Consider the following 20,395-nt stretch of genomic DNA (forward strand, 5'->3'; position numbering starts at 1 on the left):
CTCATGTGAGCGAGGCAAAGATAAATTCGTTTGTCCATAAAATATATGTGATTATTTTTAATGATGAGGGATATCTTACTACATCTAAAGCTCCTCTTTATTTCTATATAAACAATAGCAAACTCTACTAACCTTCAATTCTAGCGATGTAGAAAATAACCAAATGAAACTGAAAATGTTTTTTTAGGTCAAGACTGGATAAAAAGACATGTGGTAAAAGAAAAATTATCCACTAAGAATAAATCAAATACCAACCTATAATAATAAAAATCAAAGCTTAACCCCTTTTGCTTTCAGTATATTAATAATATCATCAAAACACTTCATTGCACCAATTTCTTCCGGTTCAAGATTAATAGCAAAAACATCCTCAAGTTCTGCCACAAGGTTAAGTTGCCCCATTGAATCCCAAGCTTCACATGAAGTTTGGGAACAAGTCACATCAACTGTATCCAATTCAAATACTTCTTGTAATATTTTCAAGACTTTTTCTTCCATCTGTTTCCTATTTAACTGTTATTCTATAAATATCTTTTACTTTCAAATCTGACGAACGAAGATTCATGGAGTATTCCTTACTACCGTCTTCGTTTTCTAGCTGACAAGTAAAACCACATTTCTCATAAAAGTCTTTCACTTGAGCATTCTTGGTAGTAGGAATATATTTGGCTTTGAGTAAATCTACTCCAGATTCAGCAAGCATCGCACAAACTTTTTTGGCAAATGCCACCTCGATACCCTTACCTAAAATACGACAACTCAGCAAGAATGTATCAATTTCATCTCCGGCTATCATCATAGTACCGGTTATTCCATTATCTCCAAACTTGTCAGCCACACTAATACACCATATCTTCCAGCCTTTCCCTATAAAACTCCGTATATCGGCATCCGTATATCGTTTCGTAGTAAGATTAAATTGATTGGTTTTTTGAGTCATCTGAGCAATACGTTGGATATTGAACTCATCTGCCTGTTCTATACTAATCTGAATATCCAAACTTTTTACATACTTATCAAAGTCATCAAAAGAATTCTGCAATTGTACCCTTGCCACATTGGCTTTATACTGTTCTGTCTTTTGCCTATCTTCATTTGTGATAGAATAGACCTTAAAGTAATCTTCAACAAGATGTTTGAAAAAAGAAGGCAATTCATATGGTTGTTCAGGAAAATCAGGTACACTCACCATCGGTAATATTTGTTTCACTAGTTCGCGTTCTGTAGGATTATCATCTACAAATACAAAACTGTCCAATCCTATATTGAGCTCTGTCGCCAGTTCTTTGATGTTCGTAGCCTTGTCGTTCCAATTAATCCGATATGCCACAAACGCATCTTTCCGTAATATTATATAAGGATTCTTTTCCCAAACTTCTATAACATCCCGTTCATTGTTTTTTGAACATACAGCAAGAATAACTCCCGAGCGGGATAATTGCAACAAAGCCTCTTGAAAATAAAGGAAAGCCTTACCCGGATAATCTCCTCCGATTTGTATGCCCTCTACACCTTCTTCACCCAAAATACCTCCCCAAAGCGTATTGTCCAGATCCAGTACTAGACATTTTTTACGCTTCAAAGCAATACCTTCGGATTTACGCTCAAACCAGGCTTTAAACTCCTTATGTAATTTCGGATTCATTCCCATTTGACTGATGAAATAAAACTTCCAGTCAAACAGTTCCTCCGCTGAATACTCACGGGTAAACTCCGTAATGTCGATAACTTTCACATTACTATTAGAAGCTTCTATCTCATATAAAGTGCGATTATAATCAGATACAGCTTCTTGAACCCTATAGTCATCATCCGTAAAAGGCACTACATAAAACATGTCTATGGTTAATATCACAAAAGTCTTCTTCCTGTCAACCTGTTGTAACACAAAATTCAAATTCCGGACATACCCACGGATTTCCTCGGCAAGAACCGCCAGATCATATTTGATCGGAATTTGATACCACCATACATAAGACTCGGCATCTTCAGGTATTATACTAATATCGTTATAACCACTAAAGGAATATTCTTTCCCGAAAAAACGTTCTATTGTATTATTACGAAATACGAATACACTCATAAGAATCTTTTAAATTTCAGCCGGACTCTCCACCAACTCAATCAGTCCCACATACTTATTAAATAAAAAACAAACCCTGCAATTATGAATGGCTACCGCTGGAACAGGTTTACAAACCATTACATACTTTTGCTTACGCAAATTATTAATAACGATATCCATATCATTTACCTCATAGCAAATATGATAGGGAGACACGCCGTTTTTTTCCAATATTTTTTTCACTGGCGAAGTTTCATTTACCGGAGCCAGCAGTTCAATCGTGGGCATACCATCTTTAGTCAGCCAACAGATTTTCACATTTTGAATAGGATCAAATAGAGTCTCTGATCGTAAATAACCTCCGTTCATATATACTGTTGCAGTTGATTCTATATCATTCACTGCTACCCCAATATGATGAAATTTAAAACTATTCAACATACATCAATATTCTACAATTTGCGAGATCTTACACCCATTAAACACAATCCTTGCTGTACCCCAACTAAGTCCGGCTCCAAAACCGCTCATCACAATACAATCACCATCTTTCAGTCTTTCCTTCAACTCACTTACAATAGTCAAAGCTACCGAAGTAGAAGAAGTATTACCATATTTCTGAATACAGTATGGTACCTTATCCATACTGAATTTTAAGCGTTTTGCGAAGAAATCAGTCATGAACTTATTTGCTTGATGAAACACCAGCCAATCTATGTCATCCAGTGTAGTACCTGTCTCCTTGACTATTTCTTTCACACCTTTAGGTACTACGCTCATGGCAAAATTGAAAACGTCCATACCATCCATATACACTTCAAGATCATTACGAACATTTCCTTCTTCCCGCACAGTATTTTCAAGTGATGCTGCAGTAGTACGATTACGCATACCTCCACCTGGTATTTTTACGGCATTTTCTCCTGCACCATCTGTCTTCAAGATAAAAACGCTCTCGTCAAAATCCCCTTTTTCTATTAAAGTTGCAGTTGCAGCATCCCCATAAAGCGGCCAGTCTACTTTATCATATTTGTTCACAATTTTGGAAAAAGTTTCTCCGTCAAGTAACAATACCCTGTTCACTCCCTCCATACTTGCATAGGCAAAAGCTGTAGAAAGGGCAAAAACATAACCAGAACATCCCAATGTCAGATCAATGCAACAAGTATCTTTGCCCAACCCCAAACGATGTTGGAGAATAGGCGAAGTGGCAGGTATACGATAATCAGCAGTTTGACTCATAAAAAGCAATACATCAATACTATCAGGATTAATATCATTATCCTCCATTAACTTTTTTGCAGCCTTATAGCAAAGATCGGATGCACAAACGTCGTCATCAGCAATTCTTCGTTCTTCTATGCCTATACTTTGAATGGTTTTCTCAATTTCTTCCTCTGGAATCAAATATCCCAGACTGCGATTATAGATAACCTTACTTGGCACACATGCACTCATCGCACGTATACCCACATTATGATATTTTATTATTGCCATAAGAAATCATCTTAAAGAAGAGTAAATCCCCCATCAATAACCAATCCTGTTCCTGTTGTAAAAGTACTTGCATTAGAAAGAAAATAAATAGCACCGTAAGCGATTTCTTCCGGATTACCGTATCTTTTTAAAGGATACTTCTCCATATCAATAATCAATTGTTCTTCTGTAATAAACTCATTATGAATCAATGGAGTTTCTGTTTGTCCTGGCATTAGATAATTTACTCGAATGTTTTTCGGCGCAAGTTCTACAGCCATTCCTTTTGCCATGGCAGCAAGCGCAGCCTTGGTAGCACCATATGAAGAATTAGCTATATGAGAATTTATTGGCCCATCAATAGAGGACAAAAACACAATAGAAGCTCTCTTTGCAATTTTCTTTTTTTTAATCAAAAGCCTTGTCAATTCTATGGGGGAAAAGAAATTCACATCAAAAACATGCTGTATCTTATCTCTTGTTAGAAATTGAAAAAGAATGGTTGTACTAATACCGGCCGAATTTACCACCCCATCAAATGTAGGCATATCTTTTATAGCTGCCTCTACTTTTTCATAATCTGTTAGTTCTAACACAAACTGCTTATGATTAGCAGAATCACCGAAAAGTTGGGAGAATGTTTCATTTAGACGTTCTATGTTTCTACCTACAATGCAAAGATTAGCTCCCATCTTAGAACATTCTATAGCCGTCGTTCTTCCAATTCCCGAACTAGCTCCTGTAACAAGAATAGTTTTCCCTTCTAACGAAAATGGATTATACATTAATATTCAATTAATTTAGGTACAACAATATGATTCGTTTCAAAAAAGACCGATCCCCAAGACAAACCTACGCCAAAAGCACAGCCAATATGCCTCATTTTTCTTGAAGACATTTCAGCATACCGTTGTGTCACCAAAGTCAAAGGTATGGTAGCACACGACGTATTCCCAAAAAATTGCATCGAATTAGGGCATTTCTCTTCCCCAAGTTTCAGCTTCTTACGAATCTTATCGGTTATTATTTTATTTGCTTGATGGAAAGTAAAACAGTCTATCCCATCCATATCTATACCAAATTGATCGCAGAGCATCATAACACTCTTTGGCCCTTTAGTGATGGCGAATGAAAACACACTAAGACCATCCATTTTAGCATGAATGCCAGTTCTTACATCTCCATTTCCATAATCTATATATTCCAATTTTTCCGGAATTACCGGATTACGATAACCTCCGTATGGAATAATAATTACTTCTTTCCCCGAACCATCTGTTGCTAAATGGAATTTAAAACCCTCCACTCCTTCTTCATACTCCAAGGCTGTACATGTACCAGCATCACCGAAAAGAGGAAAATCACTTCTATTTTTTGGAGAATTTGTTCTTGTTCCTAAATCTCCACACAACAACAATGCCTTGGTTACATTTTTTTCTCCCATTAAAGATGCCACTATCGACATCCCATATACCCAACCAGAACATCCTAAAGAAACATCAAAAGTCATGCACTCGGTTGAAAGGCCTAATCTCTCTTGGAGGATACAAGCTGTAGCAGGAAGAATATAATCCGGAGTTTGCGAAACGAATACAAGAGCTTGTATTTCTGACTTTTCCCATTCCAATTCTTCAATCAATCTTTCCGCAGATTCTAAACATAGATCAGAAGCACATACCCCTTTCGGAGCAATGCGTTTCTGAATTATACCTATAGATTCTATAAGATTTTCTCTTTCAGAATCACGTATAAGAGAGGTTGTCCTGTTATCATCTATCTCTTTAGGTACACATGCTGCCATACCTGCTATCCGAACATTTCCAAACGACAGAAAAGCCATATCACATTCTACTTTTTACGATATTATACAAATCTTCTATCGTATTTGCATTGCGAACATCATCCCCTTTCAATGCCACATCATACTCTTCATCCACCATAGCAATAACAGACAAAGCAATCAAAGAAGACCATTCATCTAATGCACGAAATTCCGTTTCCGTTGTAAATACACTTGCGTCCGTCTCATCAAACTGTTCTGCGAAATGCTCAATAAATTCTTTTAATTCCATAATTCTATATATCTTTAATATTTCACTATTGATGCAGGATTCCCTACATACGTATTTCCATCTTTTGTTTTTCTCAGTATCGTACTATTTGCTCCTATCACAGTCTCATTTCCTATTCTAATTTGTTGTAATATAACAGAAGATACTCCGAAGAAATTACAATTTCCGACATGTACCTCCCCGGAAATTCGTACCGCAGGCATCAAAGAATTAAAGTTGCCAATAACAGCATCATGCCCAATTGTAATAAAACCATTGAATGTATTAAAATTGCCGACTTGTACATTACACGAAAATAAACACCCTGCACAAACCAAGTTTCCTTTTCCGAAAGAAATATTATCCTTGTCTAAAAAAATTGTATCTGGAGAAAAAATATTAGGGAAATCTATCATAGGATTTTTAATCTTGTCTACAATTCTTTCTACCGTTTTAGGAGAACCTATCGCAATTATTACCGATAAAGGGTATGAAAAAGAATTCAACTGCTCAATACCTCCCAACACTTTACCATACTCTGTTACATAACCATGCTCTTTCCCATCGTCAAAGAAACCAAGCAAATTCCACGTAGGTACCTGTTCATTAATTCTTTTCAGTAAGCAAGCAACCTCACGTCCAAAGCCGCCTGCACCATAGATTGCAATATCCTTCATCTTCTAATTATCTCCATTAAAAGCCTCCATTGTCACTGAGGTATCCGAACTGATACCTTCTCTCACAAGAATTTTTTTTATTGTCATAAATACTATTTTTAGATCAAGTAGAAAAGAACAATGGTCTACATACCAAACATCCAGCTCGAATTTCTTTGTCCAACTAATTGCATTACGACCATTGACCTGCGCCCAACCGGTAATACCCGGACGTACTTCATGGCGCCGCGCCTGTTCTTTACTGTATAAAGGTAAATACTGGGGAAGTAACGGCCGTGGTCCTATCAATGCCATATCCCCTTTCAGCACATTTATTAATTGTGGCAACTCATCCATTGAAGTAGATCGTATAAACTTACCTACTCGTGTCAAACGCTCACTATCAGGTAATAAATTACCATCTGTATCACGTTCGTCGGTCATGGTCTTGAATTTGATTACTTTGAAAATTTCCCCACTTTTTCCCGGACGTTCTTGTAGAAAGAAAGCGCCTGCTCCCTTATTAGCGAAATGTAACCATAAAGCTATTAGAAGTAATATCGGCCAGATGACGGTCAACACACAAAATACGAGGATAAAATCTATCACTCGTTTAAAAACATGAGAATACATATTACTTAAAATGACTCATTATTATTTGATAACTGCCTTGTACTGCATAGTTCTCATACAAATAAGAGTAACCAGCCTCCCCCATTGTTTTTATCAAATTTTTATCAATCACTATGCTATCAACCATCTTCATAAATTTTTCAGTATCTCCACTCTCCACCCACATGCCATAGCCATTGGCTTCCGCTATACGACCAATATCCGTATTCACATCAGTAGCCATCAATACCGGCATTCTATTTTCCATATAAGAAAGTAAACGAGAAGGATAATTAGGTATTGTAAAACGCTTATCCAAAAATATTAAACCGACATCACATGCTTTCACCAAATTATCATAATCTACTTTTGGAAGTGAAGGTAACAGGCAAGCATTGTGGGGAGAATTCATATCAAACCATTGTTTTATCTTCCCATACTCAGTACCATTACCTACTATGATAATATAAGAATTATCCCTTTTCTCATTAGCAGCAATCACTTCTATCAGAAAATCAATACCTTGCGGACGCCCTAAATTGCCACCATATATAAATAGACATTTATCCACAGGAATGTCCAATTTCCTAAGTAAAATAGCTCTGACCGTTTCGCATTCATTATCACCTTTCAATTCTATACTATTAGGGCAGATTTCTACCTTGTCCGCGTTTACCGAAGGATTGTGCTTCAATACATAATCCACATTGGCAGGAGACATACATCCGATGTAATCAGACAATTCATACAATCTCTCCTCCTTTCTACGAAACAGTTTGTAAAACAAGCTTTTCTTAGAAAACATACCCAAGTCAACTGCGTTCTGTGGAAATATATCTTTCAATAGCAGATAAGTTTTTGCCTTATAACGTTCTTTTAACGAAGCGATTACTTTATTAAAAGTGATTGGAGGAGTGGAGTATAAAATCAAATCAAACTTTACATCTTTCCAAAATCTTTCAATGCCCCACCGGTACTGATATTCCAGTAATAATGTTCCTACACCCTTTTCTATCAGATTTGTTTTCTGTATATTCAGCGTCTTTACTTTCAATATATTGGCTCCATCCGATTCTTTCAATCCAGTAACCTGATGAAAACGCCGTTCTATCGGTACTACAATATACAGAGAATGCCCGTTACGAATAAATTCACGAATCAAATCCGTATAAATACCTCTCTCTGAGATATCGGAAATACGACTTAATGTCAAAAATAAAATATTCATTCTAATCGAATCAATATTTTCTCCACACCATCTTATTCACCACTCCCGTATAACTCTGTATCAACTTCACAACCTTGGTCGATACATTCTCATCCGTATAAGTCGGAACGGGAATACCGTAATCTCCATTGAGATTCATTTCTACAGCCGTATCGACAGCCTGCAACAGAGATTTCTCATCAATACCCGCCAGCACAAAAATACCCTTGTCCAGAGCCTCCGGACGTTCCGTACTTGTACGGATGCAAACAGCCGGAAAAGCATGTCCCACGGAAGTGAAGAAAGAACTTTCCTCAGGCAAAGTACCACTGTCACTTACCACAGCATACGCATGCATCTGAAGACAATTGTAATCATGGTATCCGAGAGGCTCGTGCTGAATAACCCGTTTATCCAAGGGGAATCCGCTCGCTTCCAAACGTTTCTTACTGCGGGGATGGCAACTGTAAAGAACAGGCATGTCATACTTCGCAGCCATTGCATTAATAGCGTTAAACAGCGAAAGGAAATTCTTTTCCGTATCAATATTCTCCTCACGGTGCGCAGACAGAAGAATATACTTGCCTTTTTGAAGACCTAATCTCCGATGGATATCCGAAACCTCTATTTCAGCCAGATTTTCATGCAGCACCTCGGCCATCGGGGAGCCTGTAACATAAGTACGCTCTTTCGCCACACCCGAAGCATTCAGGTATCTCCTTGCATGCTCGGAATAGCACATGTTCACATCAGAAATTATATCCACGATACGCCGGTTGTTTTCCTCCGGCAGGCATTCGTCAAAACAACGGTTACCCGCCTCCATGTGAAAGATGGGGATATGAAGACGTTTGGCGCCGATGACGCTAAGACAGGAATTGGTATCACCCAGTACCAGTACGGCATCAGGCTTCACCTGCACCATCAGCTTGTAACCCGCATTGATGATATTGCCCATCGTAGCACCCAAGTCATCACCCACCGCATCCATATAAACGTCCGGCTCCTTCAACTTAAGGTCGTGAAAGAAAACACCGTTCAGGTTATAATCATAGTTCTGACCCGTATGGGCGAGAATACAATCAAAGTATTTACGGCATTTGTTGATAACGGCGGCAAGGCGAATAATCTCGGGACGGGTACCCACTATTATCAAAAGTTTCAGCCTGCCATTCTCCTGAAACTTGATATTTGAATAATCTGTTTTCAATTCCATCATTTATACTTTTTCAAAATACGTATCAGGTTTATCAGGGTCAAAGCACTCGTTGCACCACATGAAAGTCACCATATCCGTATCTCCCAGGTTTTCGATATTATGCGTATAACCTGTAGGGATATCTATCACTTCTATTTTCTCACCCGATACGAAATATTCTATCACCGCCGCATCCGGCTCATTCATGTTGCGGAAACGGATGACTCCCCTGCCGCTTACCACAACAAACTTTTCGTTCTTCGTATGGTGCCAATGGTTACCCTTGGTTATATGAGGCTTGGATATGTTCACGGAGAACTGTCCCCTGTCGGAAGTACGGATGATTTCAGTAAAGCTCCCCCGCTCGTCAATGTTCATCTTCAAGGGATAACCGAATTCTTCCTTGGGCAGATAAGAAAGGTAAGTGGAATACAGCTTCCTGGTGAAAGCATCGGCAAGACAAGGTACACTCAAGTTGTATCTGCTCTCCCTAAAAGAATAAAGCAGGTCTACAATCTCACCCAAAGTAACAGTATGCACTATTGATACCGCACAGTAATCACCCTCTCTGTTCTCCTGTCCCGACAAGGCGGCTATCAGTTCATCCACCACATCATCGATATACACCAAGTTCATTATCACTTTAGGGTCATTCACCTGTATAGGAAGATTGTGAGCTATGTTATGACAGAAAGTAGCCACCGCACTGTTGTAGTTCGGGCGACACCATTTGCCGAACACATTCGGAAAGCGGTACACCAGTACCTTTGCCCCGGTTTCCTTAGCGTAATCAAACATCAACTGTTCCCCTGCCCGCTTCGACTCACCGTAAAGATTATCCAAAGCCGCCTGAGTGGAAGAAGAAATCATGACCGGACACGTATTCCCGTATTTCTTCAAGGTATCAAGCAAGATAGTGGCAAAGCCGAAATTACCTTTCATAAACTCCGACTGGTCTTTGGGGCGGTTAACGCCTGCCAGGTTGAATACAAAGTCCGCCTCTTTACAATAGGTATCCAACTTGGTGGGATTACTGTCTATATCATACTCAAATACGTTCAAGTCAGGAGAGATGACATAATTCTTCGCCTTCCCTTCTCTGATGTTACGCAGTTGGGATACAAGATTTCGACCGACGAACCCTCGGGCGCCGGTTACAAGAATGTTCATAAATGGTTCTTATTGAATATAAAAAAAGATTGAAGGTTGACTATCAAAAAGAAAAGTCAGTCAAAATAATCGTATAACTTTTTGAATTTTATATTTATATCATCCAATAAATCCGGATGTATGGCTAATTCCGACTTGCGAATCATCAAATAAGTACTCTTGGGAATAATCATATAATGCTTAAACATATCTTTACTAAAATATGTTGCCATTATACGGCTATATACTTGAAAGCGTTTGGTATAATATACTGTTTCATTCTGCATATTAGCACCAATAAAGCCAAATGATGCATGAGGATTAACATCAGCAATCTCCTGCATAATAGCAATACACGTCATTATCACAGGACGGGCTTCATTCAATCCTGTCATAATGCTATACTTATCCCGGCTGTACCGATGCGACTTTAAGTGAAACTTGACAGCATAAAAATCACGTTCATACACCTCAATCCAAACCCAATACCACTGATGTGATTTGGAAGATTTGAATGTATAAAGCAATTTATACTTTAAGAAAGATTCCTCGGAAATTATGGGTTCTTCTACACGTTGTACAAAACGATAAGGATAATGGGAGTATTCATCACATCAAATATGGATAAACATCTATACGAAGACGTTTCAATTCCTTAGCAGGAACTTCTACAAAATCATTCCCGTTAAGGAGCTTGTCCCTGTCTTCGGGAGACAAATAGTCAAAACGAGATTTCAAGATACTCTTAATATCCTGTCTGACCTTCTTTGTATTTTTTCGTATATTTCCCATATTCAAGAATTATTTTATACTGTAAATATACAGACTTTTATCAAACAATCAATACATCTAACCTCTTTTTTTGAATATAAATGATTTATTTAATCTTAAATATAGCCTATTACTCATTGATTCCGAGATCCTCACGAATGAATGAGAGTTTCAGCAGAAGTTCCTTCATACCTTCCACATCCAGTCGATGAGTGTTATGAGAATGATAATCTTCTATCTTCGAAACTTCTTCATTCCCCTCTACGAAGAACTTGTCATAATTCAAATCCCGGGTATCACACGGAATGCGGTAATAATCCCCCATATCGATAGCTTTCGACATTTCTTCACGGGTTACCAACGTCTCATAAAGTTTTTCACCATGACGGGTACCGATTATCTTTACTTCCGTATCACTATGATAAAGCTCTTTTAATGCATCTGCCAGAACATCCAAAGTAGCGGCCGGTGCCTTTTGGACAAACAAATCACCGTTCGAACCATGCTGGAAGGCATAGAGTACCAAATCCACGGCATCATCCAATGTCATCATAAAACGCGTCATATTCGGATCCGTGATAGTAATCGGATTCCCCTCTTTCATCTGCTCCACCCACAAAGGGATTACAGAACCACGGCTTGCCATTACATTACCATAACGGGTACAGCAAATGGTAGTAGCGGCATTCTCCCCCAACTGGCGACCTTTAGCAATGGCAACCTTTTCCATCATTGCCTTGCTGATACCCATCGCATTGATAGGATAAGCAGCCTTGTCTGTAGAAAGTACCACCACATTTTTTACACCATGCTGGATAGCCGAATCAAGTACATTTTCCGTACCGAGCACATTCGTACGAACTGCCTGCGTAGGGAAAAACTCACAGGAAGGAACCTGCTTCAAAGCGGCGGCATGGAAAACGTAATCCACACCATTCATTACACCGTCTACCGAGCGTTTGTCACGTACATCACCGATGTAGAATTTTACTTTAGGATTCTGCAGGTGATGACGCATGTCATCCTGCTTCTTCTCATCACGGGAGAAAATGCGGATTTCTTTGATATCACTGTCGAGGAAACGACGAAGGACTACATTACCGAAGGAACCTGTTCCGCCAGTAATTAAAAGAGTTTTGTCTTTAAAAAGAGACATAAATATTTATGTATTAAAACTTAAAACAAACAGTAGTATAAAAAATCATCAACAGCATAATAAAATTAAGAATAGTTGGAGAAATTCAATTAAAACAAACTATTGATAATTTGAATATATTTTGCAGAAGTATTTTCTTCTGAATATCTCTCAAGTACCATATCGGAATATGAATCAGGATTCATACTTCTTTCAGATATCTGTTTCATTCTTTTCGACAAAGCTTCATAATTTAAAGGATCAAAATAAAGGCCTTTGTTTAAACTGACCTCATGAAAAACTGGATAATCAGATAAAAGGACAGGCAAATCAAAATACATTGCTTCTACGATGGGCATACCTAAACCTTCAAATAAAGAAGCTGAAATATAAGCTCTTGCTTTTTGATACAATAACGCCAACTGTTCATTAGTAATTTTATGATAAAACTGTATTCGTTCTCTTATGTTTACAGGAAGCTTCAAATATTGAAAATATAGGTCCGTACCATTCTGTATTCCACCAACTAAAACTAATTTATAAGTGCCGCCATTCATACAATATGTTTCAAAAGCCTTTAGTAAAGTAATTGTATTTTTATGATAAGCGGAAGAACAAACAGAGATAAAATAATCCTCTTTTCTTACTTCATCATTAACCTTAGGAAATTTTGAAAAATTAAAGTAATTATAAATTACCAAAATTTTATTTTTGCAATTTGGATAATATCTAACGATATCTGATGCTGTAAAATTAGATATAGCAATTATTTTATCTGCTAGTTTTATTGATATTGGCAAATATAATTCCCTTTGCATACGCATTAAATAGTACGGGAAAAATAATTTCTTCTTGAATAACAAATCATGTATTACCAAAAGATGTCTACTTTTTTTTAATAACGAAGAATAATTAGCTGTATAAAGAATTAAATCTTCCTTATGTAGTTTCAATAAAAATGGCATTAATGTTTGTACTAATAGTCGTTGAATAATTAATGAGCATTTATACGTTTTAATCCCAAATTTATCAGCATATTTTTGAAAATAGCATTTCTGTTTTTCTAAACAAATGACATCTACTTTTTCAAAAAGAATTTCAGAACGATTTGCATAAAAATATTCAAGCAAGTTAAATAGATATTCTTGGTAACCATAAGCTTTTCCATATTCAAAAGCTAAAGCATCAATAATAAGTCTCCGTTCCATATAACTTCAATTTTTCAAAATATCTTTTATACTTTCTACCATATGTTCAGGAGAATAATACTTCAAGACTGTCAATCTACCTTTTTTTGCTATCGAATATATTGATTTCTTATTATCCAATATGTAACACATACAATTATAAAGTTCATCAGAAGATACTGCATGATATAGCAACCCATTTTCCTTATTTCCAATAATTGTCACAGTTGACTTAACTCCATCCGAGACAACCAATAATTTACCACGAACCATAGCATCTAACGGCGGTATTCCAAAAGGCTCATGTGTAGATGGATGAAGATAAACATCACAAGAATTCATTTGATTAATATAATCATCCAATTCAACCCAACCTAAAAATTGTATTTTAGAAGATAATAATTTAAACTTTTCAGTATAATATTCACATAATGGCCCCGTCCCTGATATAGTAACATCAAAGGAATCTAATAAATTATTCTCATAAAGTTTACGAAAAGCATCATAAACTATTTCATATCCTTTCCTTTTTATAAAACGAGACGCTATAAATAGCTTCACTATAGACTCTGAATTTTGCAATTCTATATTACGTTGAATATTATATTGTTCTAATAAAGTTTCACTATTTATAGGAGAATATGTATAATGCAATATTCTAACCTTGTTAGGATTAATATGATAAGTGTCAATATAATATTCTTTAGTTGCTTCTGATGCAGCTAGCAAATAATCACAGATTGATAATAGAAATTTCTTTAACATAATATTAAAGATCGAACGTTGTTTATGTTCTGGATAATCCGAGAAAAATGCAAACTTTCTGCGTAATATCCATAAAGAAAGGGCAATGATAATATTTCGAGGATTAAGCCAACCTCCCAATATCACCAAATCATAATGTGCCAATCTACGAACAATATTAATCATTCCCTCATCTGTATAATATATGCCTTCATCAACATTGAGAACTTTCCAACTTTTCTCAAAATCAAATTTATGTTCGTAATAGACATCTACGTTACAATAACCTCGGATTGACTGAAAAACTTCATTCCAATAAGGAGCAGGGCTATGTACCCCTATAGCAATTTTCTTCATTTATATTATTTGAATTTATTTTTGCCAAACATAAAAAGAAAGGTATCATTAAATCAAATGAGCACATAACGGGATTAGTTGCATCCGCTATAAGTACAAAAAAATAACCTATAAGAAAAAAAAAGAATAAAGAATCATATCTTATTTTTGAAAGATACAGTCCATAAAAAAATATCCCAAAATAGGTGATACCCATCATAACAAAACCGATTAATCCTGTTTGTGCAAGTTTTAGGTGATATTGCAATTCAAATTGGTGTGCAAACATAAGTCTGCCAGGAAAAGGCTCATAAAAATCTACTCCAACTCCATGTCCCCATAAAGGACTTTTCATAAACTCACTGATAAGCATTCTTTGTTGTGCAAATTTAACAGGCTCTACATCTGAATCAAAAGCATTTATGAATGTCTCCATATATCCATAAAATACTTCAGGATAGTTACTATAAATATAAAAGACACTCAAAAAAAGAAATAAAATAAATGCTAATACTATCCAAGATATCTTTTTAATCACTTCTTTTGGGAACCTATTCTTCAAAACTAAAGTGATCGATGGTATTGCAATAAAAAGTAGCATAAGACTCCTTCGTCCCGACAATATAAACAGAAAGAAAGTTAATAATAGAGTCAAAGACTGCAATAGATAAGATACTCCTATTTCAAATTTGCTCAACCATATTAAAAAAAATACCGGAGCTGTGAAAGTAAGAATATTCAAGTTTATAAATCCTAAACGAGACGATGTTTCATAAAATGAAAAAATCTGATTATTCCCATAAATATTAGGAAAATAAAAACCATATATAATTGAATATGCATATACTAAATCATAAACTACTAAGAACAAATGAACATAAAATAACACTTTCGTTATTTTTATGTATTGACTACTATCTTTCAATTGAGCTATTATCGGTAAAGCTAAGGTAGGCCAAAATATAACAGTTGTCACATTTGAAAATGGATACTTTGTGCCATTGAGAAGCCCAATCAGAATTCCCCATAAACCATAAACTAAATAAACACCATAAAAGAAAAGAAGATTATTAGACAATTTGAACCTAGAAATAGTAAGGAACATCATTCCTAAAAGAATAATTTTAGGAAGATACCATTGGGCCTGGAAAATCATCATCAGAGCCAACAGCAATAGTCCTGACATATTAAATATTCTCTCTTTACTGTAAAGCAAAACCATCATTTACACCTCTCAATATTTCTTTAATTTTTTCTTTTTTTTGCTTTTCTACAATAAGAAATATTAATATCGAATAAGCAAAATGTACATTTTTCTTTATAATCCACCAAGGAAATGATTTAAAAAACTTTTTTGTTACATATATATGATTTCGAGTCATATAATAACGTCTTATAGCATTATGATTAGATGATTTAATACCATAGCGACTAATCGGGCTTCCCAAATGATGTTCTAAAAAAGGAATGGTAGAACGCAAAACTTTATATCCTGCTTTTTTAACTCTTAATGAAAATTCAAAATCAACAGAATCAATAAATAACTTTTCATTATACAAGCCTACCTGCGAGAAAATTTCAACACTATGAAGCGTTCCAGAAGTAATGACGGACAATTTTGACTTAAATACATTATTGTTTACTGTATCTTTATCTATTTTTTCCAGGAAAGATGTCCCTATTAATCCAATCCCTTCCTTATCTTTCAAGAATTCGCCGTAGATTTCCAAAATATTTTTAAGCGGAAGACTATCTTGATCCAAAGTAAGTATGTAAGAATAGCCATTCTCTAATGCATATAATATACCCTGATTCAATCCCCAGGCAATACCTTTATTTTCTTTAGACAAAAGAAATTCAAAATATGAATGCAAAGGTTCACAAACTAACTCTTTTATGTTAAACGCTGAGTTATTGTCTACAATCAGACTTTTTTCTGCTATTTCAACATACCTATTAAGGTGAGAGACAAAATCTATATCTGGATTATATGTCACAACTACTACTAATGTATTATGTCTATCAGGGTAAATCATATTTTTAAGAGTTTATGTTCATAGATAGATGTTTTTTATTGAAGTATATCATTAAAATGAGAACCAAATACTCTGTCAAAAGTAATGCTATTGCAGCTCCTATCTCGATAAAAAAAGAAGTTAATATAGTAACTAAAAGCAAAGAAATTGGTGCTACTATAAAATATACTATCTGAAAATCTCGTTTAGTTTTGGAATTTCCCATAGCTATTAATCCCATTTGCCCGAGTATTCCACCTAATCCTATAGCCAAAGGAGCAAATGCCATTATCTTTAGAATATTAGATATTTCCTCATAGTCACGCCCTAATAAATTAGAAATCATATCTGAAAAAAAGAAAAGTATTCCCCAAATACTAAACATTATACCAGAAACACAATGAAGCAATTTCTTCAACAATTTCCGTGCAGCAGCTCTGTCAACGGCTGCTAACGAAACCATTTTAGGATAAAAGGCTAAACTAATAGGAGTATATAATACGAAACACAATGATCTCATTATACGTTCTGCTGCAGAATATCTACCAACAACATTAGGAGTAGCAACAACACCTAATATCACTGTAAATAATTGAGTATACATCGAAGTGGCAACTCCCGATAAAAACAAAGGAAGACTTTCTTTCATTTCTATTTTTATATCCATAAAAGAAACTTTGCAATAAGAAATAATCCGCATTTGAATTAAATGAAAAATAGAAATAACTCCTGCTAATACAAATACAAATGACTGAAGAAAGGCTGCAGTATTATAATCTTGAGCAGTTTTAACTAATATAAAAGTTAAAGGAATTATCAATAATTTAGAAATAGTATTAATCAACGAAAAAACTTTTATTTTGCCTATCCCCTGATATAACCATGAAAAAGTGACAGCATTCCCAATTAGCATAGGATAGGTACACAACATTGTTATCTGATATTTCTTAAACTGTGGAATACAAAAACTCAATATAAGAAATAGCGCAGTAGAAATTACCAATAAAGCTAACTTTGAATATAATGTAGAAAAAAATATTTTACTCAAAGCTTCTTTACTTTGTTCTTTAGCTATTGCAATTCTTTTCGTAGCACTCAAGCCAAAACCAAAATCAACAAACAGAACAAAGTAAGACAAAAATGATATTGAAAATCCAACATATCCATACTTTTCAGCTCCTAAAACTACCATTAAATAGGGAATTATCACTAAAGGAGAAATATAGTTAACTCCTTGTAATATCAATAGATAGAAAATATCAGAAAACTCTTTAGATGATTTTAATTTATATAGATAAGGAATTAATTTCGACATTAAAACAGAATGCATTATTTATACTTATAGTAAGCACACAATTGAGGGAGTCCCCCTTAATTTGAACACTATTGAACTGCCCAAACCGAGTTAAGTTAAAAGTTGCGTCTTGAGTTTAACATTGGCCGGTAGCCAAAGATATTTTTCCGGGAACCATATTAACATAGTCCCAGCATCCGTTATATATTTTTTATTAAAAAGTATCGATGAAGTTCCAGACGGAACTGCCATGAAGTATCACAGTGCTGATTACACTATGGTAGGTTGCCACTATTCGATTCTCAAAACCTTTTACCTGATCATGAAATCTTCAAGAACAAACTGCATTGTTTTTATCAATTCCACAAATTATCATTCCGTAGCCACCTATCCACACTCGGATAGCCATAATCTCGTACCACTTCCGTATCTGCTAGAGTCTCTAATCCCTCACGAAATATCTGTAATTCCTCCTTCGAAAAATTCCCGGAAGCTATTGCTTTGCTAAAATATTCAAATATGGTCATGCAACAAAATTCCGGAGCATATACATCATCAAAATAACACCAATGCTCATCCTCTATAAAATGCTTTGCCATAGAAGATAGAAGTTGAAGAAAAAGTTCAATAGCAGAAAGATTATGATCTAAATGTAAATCAGATTTTATCTGTTCCTGAAATGGAGACATCAATAAAGCAATCTGATCACAATCCCAATCAACATTCGCAGGAGAAAATATATGTTCGACTGACTTATTTAGTGTTATCATAGTAATGGATATCTGAAATCATTATTCCACTATATAGTGATCAATATTCCTCGTTTCCTTACTAAAATTCACCCCTACTTTCACCAACTTCCTCCCATCTAAGGTATAAGGAATCAGATACCCTTTTTCATCAATCTGCTTCAACGCTTCTTCAGCGGTTCCATTCAGTTTGAATTCAAAAACAAAAATAAAGTCTTTTGTTTTCACAACTGCATCGGCACGGCCACGGGCACTGCGGACTTCCGTTTCTACAAATTGTCCCATTAGGGTAAAGACTACATAGAAAATGGCTTGATAATGACGCTCAGTATTCTCACTTAATTCGTAAGGCATACCTGCAAAAAACACCTTCAGGCGCTCCATGAAGGCATCTACATTACCGGCTCTCAACTCACGCATGAATTTTACAATATAAAAACCGGTCTCCGCATCAGACACTTCTGTATAATAGGGGATCAGAAAATTCAAAAAGCCATAACGAACCTCATCATTAGGAAATCCCAAAGTATAAAGACTGACCTCTTTATCATATCCCTTGATTGTGAGATAACCACTCTGATAAATCATAGGAAGCGGGTTTCTTGTCTCCGCACGATATTCTGAAAAAGCGGATGCCTGTACTTCTACCCCATCAATCAACAGGCGTAAATCATAATCACTCTGTTTCAGCAAGTCAACAAGATAGGTAGGTGTACCCGTCTGGAACCAGTAATTATCAAATTTATAACTATCAAAAACATTTAGCAGGCTAAAGGGATTAAAAACACCTTCTGCCGACTCTTCAAAATGATAGCCATCATATAAGGCTGTCAAACGACATACGGTTTCGTCAAAAGTAAGTCCGTTCTTCTTTCCCAAATTATCAATCTCAGGAGTAAACGTTTCCACTAATTCGTCCTTGGTAATGCCACAAACCGTGGCATAGGCAGGTTTCATGCTGATATCGTTCAACTGGTTTAAATCACTGAACACACTTACCTGTGCAAACTTGGTTACTCCTGTCAGGAATACGAAACGAAGATAACGGTCGGCACTTTTCAACACTCCATAAAAGGCTTTCAGGGTACGACGGTATTCTTCCAACAACGGTTCATCGAGGATAGCCTGAAGCAAGGGCTTGTCATACTCATCTATCAATACTACTGCTTGTTTGCCAGTTTGTTCGTAAGTACGCCTAAGTACTCCTATAAAACGGGAAGCAAGTGTATCTTCTGCCACATCCTTTCCCCATCGATCTTCCCACAGACTCAGATTACGAGAAAGCACCTGTTCCAGTGCTTCCTTACTGTCATATTTCTCGGCGTTCAAATCCAAATGAAATACCGGATATTCTTTCCATTCGGTTTCTAATTTTTCGATCGCAAGTCCTTGAAACAAGTCCTTACGTCCTTGAAAATAAGCCTCAAAAGTAGAGATAAGCAGACTTTTTCCGAAACGACGTGGACGACTCAAAAAATAAGGCTTACCGACATTTGCAATCTGATAAACTATAGCAGTTTTATCCACATAGAGATAATTATCCTTACGTATTTCCTCAAAAGTCTGTATGCCGATTGGCAATTTACGCACCTGTTCCATTTTCGCCTTATTTTTTTAGAAGATATATGCAAATATACGCTTTTTCCTCAAAGAGAAGGCTTATTTATAGTTTTTTCTACTCCTCAATATACTCCCACGGATAAGGATTATCCACCACATTCTCAAACTCCTCGATGGCCTCCTGCTGTTC

At 35.9% G+C, this 20,395-nt stretch carries 22 protein-coding genes and 2 pseudogenes; all 24 read right to left on the minus strand.

What is annotated here, in order from left to right:
- Window positions 1–270 precede the first annotated feature (270 nt).
- On the minus strand, window positions 271–498 hold the full coding sequence (locus DXC10_RS15960) for an acyl carrier protein (RefSeq protein WP_117738423.1): 228 nt from the start codon (window positions 496–498) through the stop codon (window positions 271–273).
- A 7-nt stretch (window positions 499–505) separates the two neighbouring features.
- A complete protein-coding gene (locus DXC10_RS15965) occupies window positions 506–2,083 on the minus strand; it encodes an HAD family hydrolase (protein WP_117738425.1) in 1,578 nt (525 codons plus the stop codon).
- 9 nt (window positions 2,084–2,092) lie between these two features.
- Entirely contained in the window at window positions 2,093–2,506 is a 414-nt protein-coding gene (locus tag DXC10_RS15970; protein ID WP_117738427.1) for a VOC family protein, read from the minus strand.
- A 3-nt stretch (window positions 2,507–2,509) separates the two neighbouring features.
- Complete coding sequence (locus DXC10_RS15975) at window positions 2,510–3,562, minus strand: 3-oxoacyl-ACP synthase III family protein (RefSeq protein WP_187120687.1); 1,053 nt, start codon at window positions 3,560–3,562, stop codon at window positions 2,510–2,512.
- An 11-nt stretch (window positions 3,563–3,573) separates the two neighbouring features.
- Window positions 3,574–4,326: an SDR family NAD(P)-dependent oxidoreductase gene (locus DXC10_RS15980; protein ID WP_117738429.1), complete on the minus strand. Its 753-nt coding sequence runs from the start codon at window positions 4,324–4,326 to the stop codon at window positions 3,574–3,576.
- Window positions 4,326–5,342, minus strand: a complete 1,017-nt coding sequence (locus DXC10_RS15985) for a 3-oxoacyl-ACP synthase III family protein (RefSeq protein WP_233519997.1) — start codon at window positions 5,340–5,342, stop codon at window positions 4,326–4,328. The genes DXC10_RS15980 and DXC10_RS15985 overlap by 1 nt, the downstream gene beginning before the upstream one ends.
- A 40-nt stretch (window positions 5,343–5,382) precedes the next feature.
- On the minus strand, window positions 5,383–5,613 hold the full coding sequence (locus DXC10_RS15990; RefSeq protein ID WP_117738433.1) for an acyl carrier protein: 231 nt from the start codon (window positions 5,611–5,613) through the stop codon (window positions 5,383–5,385).
- 14 nt (window positions 5,614–5,627) lie between these two features.
- Complete coding sequence (locus DXC10_RS15995) at window positions 5,628–6,269, minus strand: NeuD/PglB/VioB family sugar acetyltransferase (protein ID WP_117738435.1); 642 nt, start codon at window positions 6,267–6,269, stop codon at window positions 5,628–5,630.
- Window positions 6,270–6,272: 3 nt separating this feature from the next.
- Window positions 6,273–6,881, minus strand: a complete 609-nt coding sequence (locus DXC10_RS16000; protein WP_117738437.1) for a sugar transferase — start codon at window positions 6,879–6,881, stop codon at window positions 6,273–6,275.
- 1 nt (window position 6,882) lies between these two features.
- On the minus strand, window positions 6,883–8,088 hold the full coding sequence (locus DXC10_RS16005) for a glycosyltransferase family 4 protein (protein WP_117738439.1): 1,206 nt from the start codon (window positions 8,086–8,088) through the stop codon (window positions 6,883–6,885).
- Window positions 8,089–8,098: 10 nt separating this feature from the next.
- A complete protein-coding gene (wecB, locus tag DXC10_RS16010) occupies window positions 8,099–9,283 on the minus strand; it encodes a non-hydrolyzing UDP-N-acetylglucosamine 2-epimerase (RefSeq protein ID WP_117738465.1) in 1,185 nt (394 codons plus the stop codon).
- A 3-nt stretch (window positions 9,284–9,286) separates the two neighbouring features.
- A complete protein-coding gene (locus DXC10_RS16015) occupies window positions 9,287–10,435 on the minus strand; it encodes a capsular polysaccharide biosynthesis protein CapF (RefSeq protein ID WP_117738441.1) in 1,149 nt (382 codons plus the stop codon).
- A gap of 56 nt (window positions 10,436–10,491) precedes the next feature.
- Window positions 10,492–10,809 (minus strand): hypothetical protein, encoded by a 318-nt coding sequence (locus DXC10_RS16020; RefSeq protein ID WP_233519998.1) that lies wholly within the window; start codon window positions 10,807–10,809, stop codon window positions 10,492–10,494.
- Window positions 10,810–11,023: 214 nt separating this feature from the next.
- Window positions 11,024–11,206 carry a hypothetical protein gene (locus tag DXC10_RS16025; protein ID WP_117738444.1) on the minus strand — a complete coding sequence of 61 codons (183 nt, stop codon included), beginning with the start codon at window positions 11,204–11,206 and terminating at the stop codon, window positions 11,024–11,026.
- Between the two features lie 109 nt (window positions 11,207–11,315).
- A complete protein-coding gene (locus tag DXC10_RS16030; protein WP_117738446.1) occupies window positions 11,316–12,341 on the minus strand; it encodes a polysaccharide biosynthesis protein in 1,026 nt (341 codons plus the stop codon).
- Window positions 12,342–12,430: 89 nt separating this feature from the next.
- A complete protein-coding gene (locus DXC10_RS16035) occupies window positions 12,431–13,528 on the minus strand; it encodes a glycosyltransferase family 1 protein (RefSeq protein WP_117738448.1) in 1,098 nt (365 codons plus the stop codon).
- Between the two features lie 6 nt (window positions 13,529–13,534).
- Window positions 13,535–14,608, minus strand: coding sequence for a glycosyltransferase family 4 protein (locus tag DXC10_RS16040; protein WP_117738450.1), 1,074 nt, complete (start codon window positions 14,606–14,608; stop codon window positions 13,535–13,537).
- Window positions 14,580–15,773, minus strand: a complete 1,194-nt coding sequence (locus DXC10_RS16045; protein WP_117738452.1) for a hypothetical protein — start codon at window positions 15,771–15,773, stop codon at window positions 14,580–14,582. The genes DXC10_RS16040 and DXC10_RS16045 overlap by 29 nt, the downstream gene beginning before the upstream one ends.
- 16 nt (window positions 15,774–15,789) lie before the next feature.
- Window positions 15,790–16,623 (minus strand): glycosyltransferase, encoded by an 834-nt coding sequence (locus DXC10_RS16050; protein WP_117738454.1) that lies wholly within the window; start codon window positions 16,621–16,623, stop codon window positions 15,790–15,792.
- Between the two features lie 4 nt (window positions 16,624–16,627).
- Complete coding sequence (locus DXC10_RS16055; protein ID WP_158557880.1) at window positions 16,628–17,917, minus strand: oligosaccharide flippase family protein; 1,290 nt, start codon at window positions 17,915–17,917, stop codon at window positions 16,628–16,630.
- A gap of 115 nt (window positions 17,918–18,032) precedes the next feature.
- Window positions 18,033–18,191: pseudogene (locus tag DXC10_RS16605) on the minus strand (IS66 family transposase); the annotation flags it as partial.
- Window positions 18,192–18,252: 61 nt separating this feature from the next.
- Window positions 18,253–18,666: a hypothetical protein gene (locus DXC10_RS16060; protein ID WP_117738458.1), complete on the minus strand. Its 414-nt coding sequence runs from the start codon at window positions 18,664–18,666 to the stop codon at window positions 18,253–18,255.
- Window positions 18,667–18,687: 21 nt separating this feature from the next.
- The gene (locus DXC10_RS16065; RefSeq protein WP_117738460.1) at window positions 18,688–20,244 is read right to left on the minus strand and encodes an ATP-binding protein; all 1,557 of its coding nucleotides are present in this window, start codon (window positions 20,242–20,244) and stop codon (window positions 18,688–18,690) included.
- A 76-nt stretch (window positions 20,245–20,320) separates the two neighbouring features.
- Window positions 20,321–20,395 (minus strand): annotated as a pseudogene (locus DXC10_RS16765) (transcriptional regulator); the annotation flags it as partial.

Origin of the sequence: Bacteroides sp. OM08-11 (assembly GCF_003438665.1) — a bacterium.
Lineage (GTDB): Bacteria > Bacteroidota > Bacteroidia > Bacteroidales > Bacteroidaceae > Bacteroides > Bacteroides cutis.

Coding starts and splice junctions, on each gene's coding strand:
- DXC10_RS15960 (WP_117738423.1), bottom strand. CDS start 498: ATGGAAGAAAAAGTCTTGAAAATATTACAAGAAGTATTTGAATTGGAT.
- DXC10_RS15965 (WP_117738425.1), bottom strand. CDS start 2,083: ATGAGTGTATTCGTATTTCGTAATAATACAATAGAACGTTTTTTCGGG.
- DXC10_RS15970 (WP_117738427.1), bottom strand. CDS start 2,506: ATGTTGAATAGTTTTAAATTTCATCATATTGGGGTAGCAGTGAATGAT.
- DXC10_RS15975 (WP_187120687.1), bottom strand. CDS start 3,562: ATGGCAATAATAAAATATCATAATGTGGGTATACGTGCGATGAGTGCA.
- DXC10_RS15980 (WP_117738429.1), bottom strand. CDS start 4,326: ATGTATAATCCATTTTCGTTAGAAGGGAAAACTATTCTTGTTACAGGA.
- DXC10_RS15985 (WP_233519997.1), bottom strand. CDS start 5,342: ATGGCAGCATGTGTACCTAAAGAGATAGATGATAACAGGACAACCTCT.
- DXC10_RS15990 (WP_117738433.1), bottom strand. CDS start 5,613: ATGGAATTAAAAGAATTTATTGAGCATTTCGCAGAACAGTTTGATGAG.
- DXC10_RS15995 (WP_117738435.1), bottom strand. CDS start 6,269: ATGAAGGATATTGCAATCTATGGTGCAGGCGGCTTTGGACGTGAGGTT.
- DXC10_RS16000 (WP_117738437.1), bottom strand. CDS start 6,881: ATGTATTCTCATGTTTTTAAACGAGTGATAGATTTTATCCTCGTATTT.
- DXC10_RS16005 (WP_117738439.1), bottom strand. CDS start 8,088: ATGAATATTTTATTTTTGACATTAAGTCGTATTTCCGATATCTCAGAG.
- wecB (WP_117738465.1), bottom strand. CDS start 9,283: ATGGAATTGAAAACAGATTATTCAAATATCAAGTTTCAGGAGAATGGC.
- DXC10_RS16015 (WP_117738441.1), bottom strand. CDS start 10,435: ATGAACATTCTTGTAACCGGCGCCCGAGGGTTCGTCGGTCGAAATCTT.
- DXC10_RS16020 (WP_233519998.1), bottom strand. CDS start 10,809: ATGACAGGATTGAATGAAGCCCGTCCTGTGATAATGACGTGTATTGCT.
- DXC10_RS16025 (WP_117738444.1), bottom strand. CDS start 11,206: ATGGGAAATATACGAAAAAATACAAAGAAGGTCAGACAGGATATTAAG.
- DXC10_RS16030 (WP_117738446.1), bottom strand. CDS start 12,341: ATGTCTCTTTTTAAAGACAAAACTCTTTTAATTACTGGCGGAACAGGT.
- DXC10_RS16035 (WP_117738448.1), bottom strand. CDS start 13,528: ATGGAACGGAGACTTATTATTGATGCTTTAGCTTTTGAATATGGAAAA.
- DXC10_RS16040 (WP_117738450.1), bottom strand. CDS start 14,608: ATGAAGAAAATTGCTATAGGGGTACATAGCCCTGCTCCTTATTGGAAT.
- DXC10_RS16045 (WP_117738452.1), bottom strand. CDS start 15,773: ATGTCAGGACTATTGCTGTTGGCTCTGATGATGATTTTCCAGGCCCAA.
- DXC10_RS16050 (WP_117738454.1), bottom strand. CDS start 16,623: ATGATTTACCCTGATAGACATAATACATTAGTAGTAGTTGTGACATAT.
- DXC10_RS16055 (WP_158557880.1), bottom strand. CDS start 17,917: ATGTCGAAATTAATTCCTTATCTATATAAATTAAAATCATCTAAAGAG.
- DXC10_RS16060 (WP_117738458.1), bottom strand. CDS start 18,666: ATGATAACACTAAATAAGTCAGTCGAACATATATTTTCTCCTGCGAAT.
- DXC10_RS16065 (WP_117738460.1), bottom strand. CDS start 20,244: ATGGAACAGGTGCGTAAATTGCCAATCGGCATACAGACTTTTGAGGAA.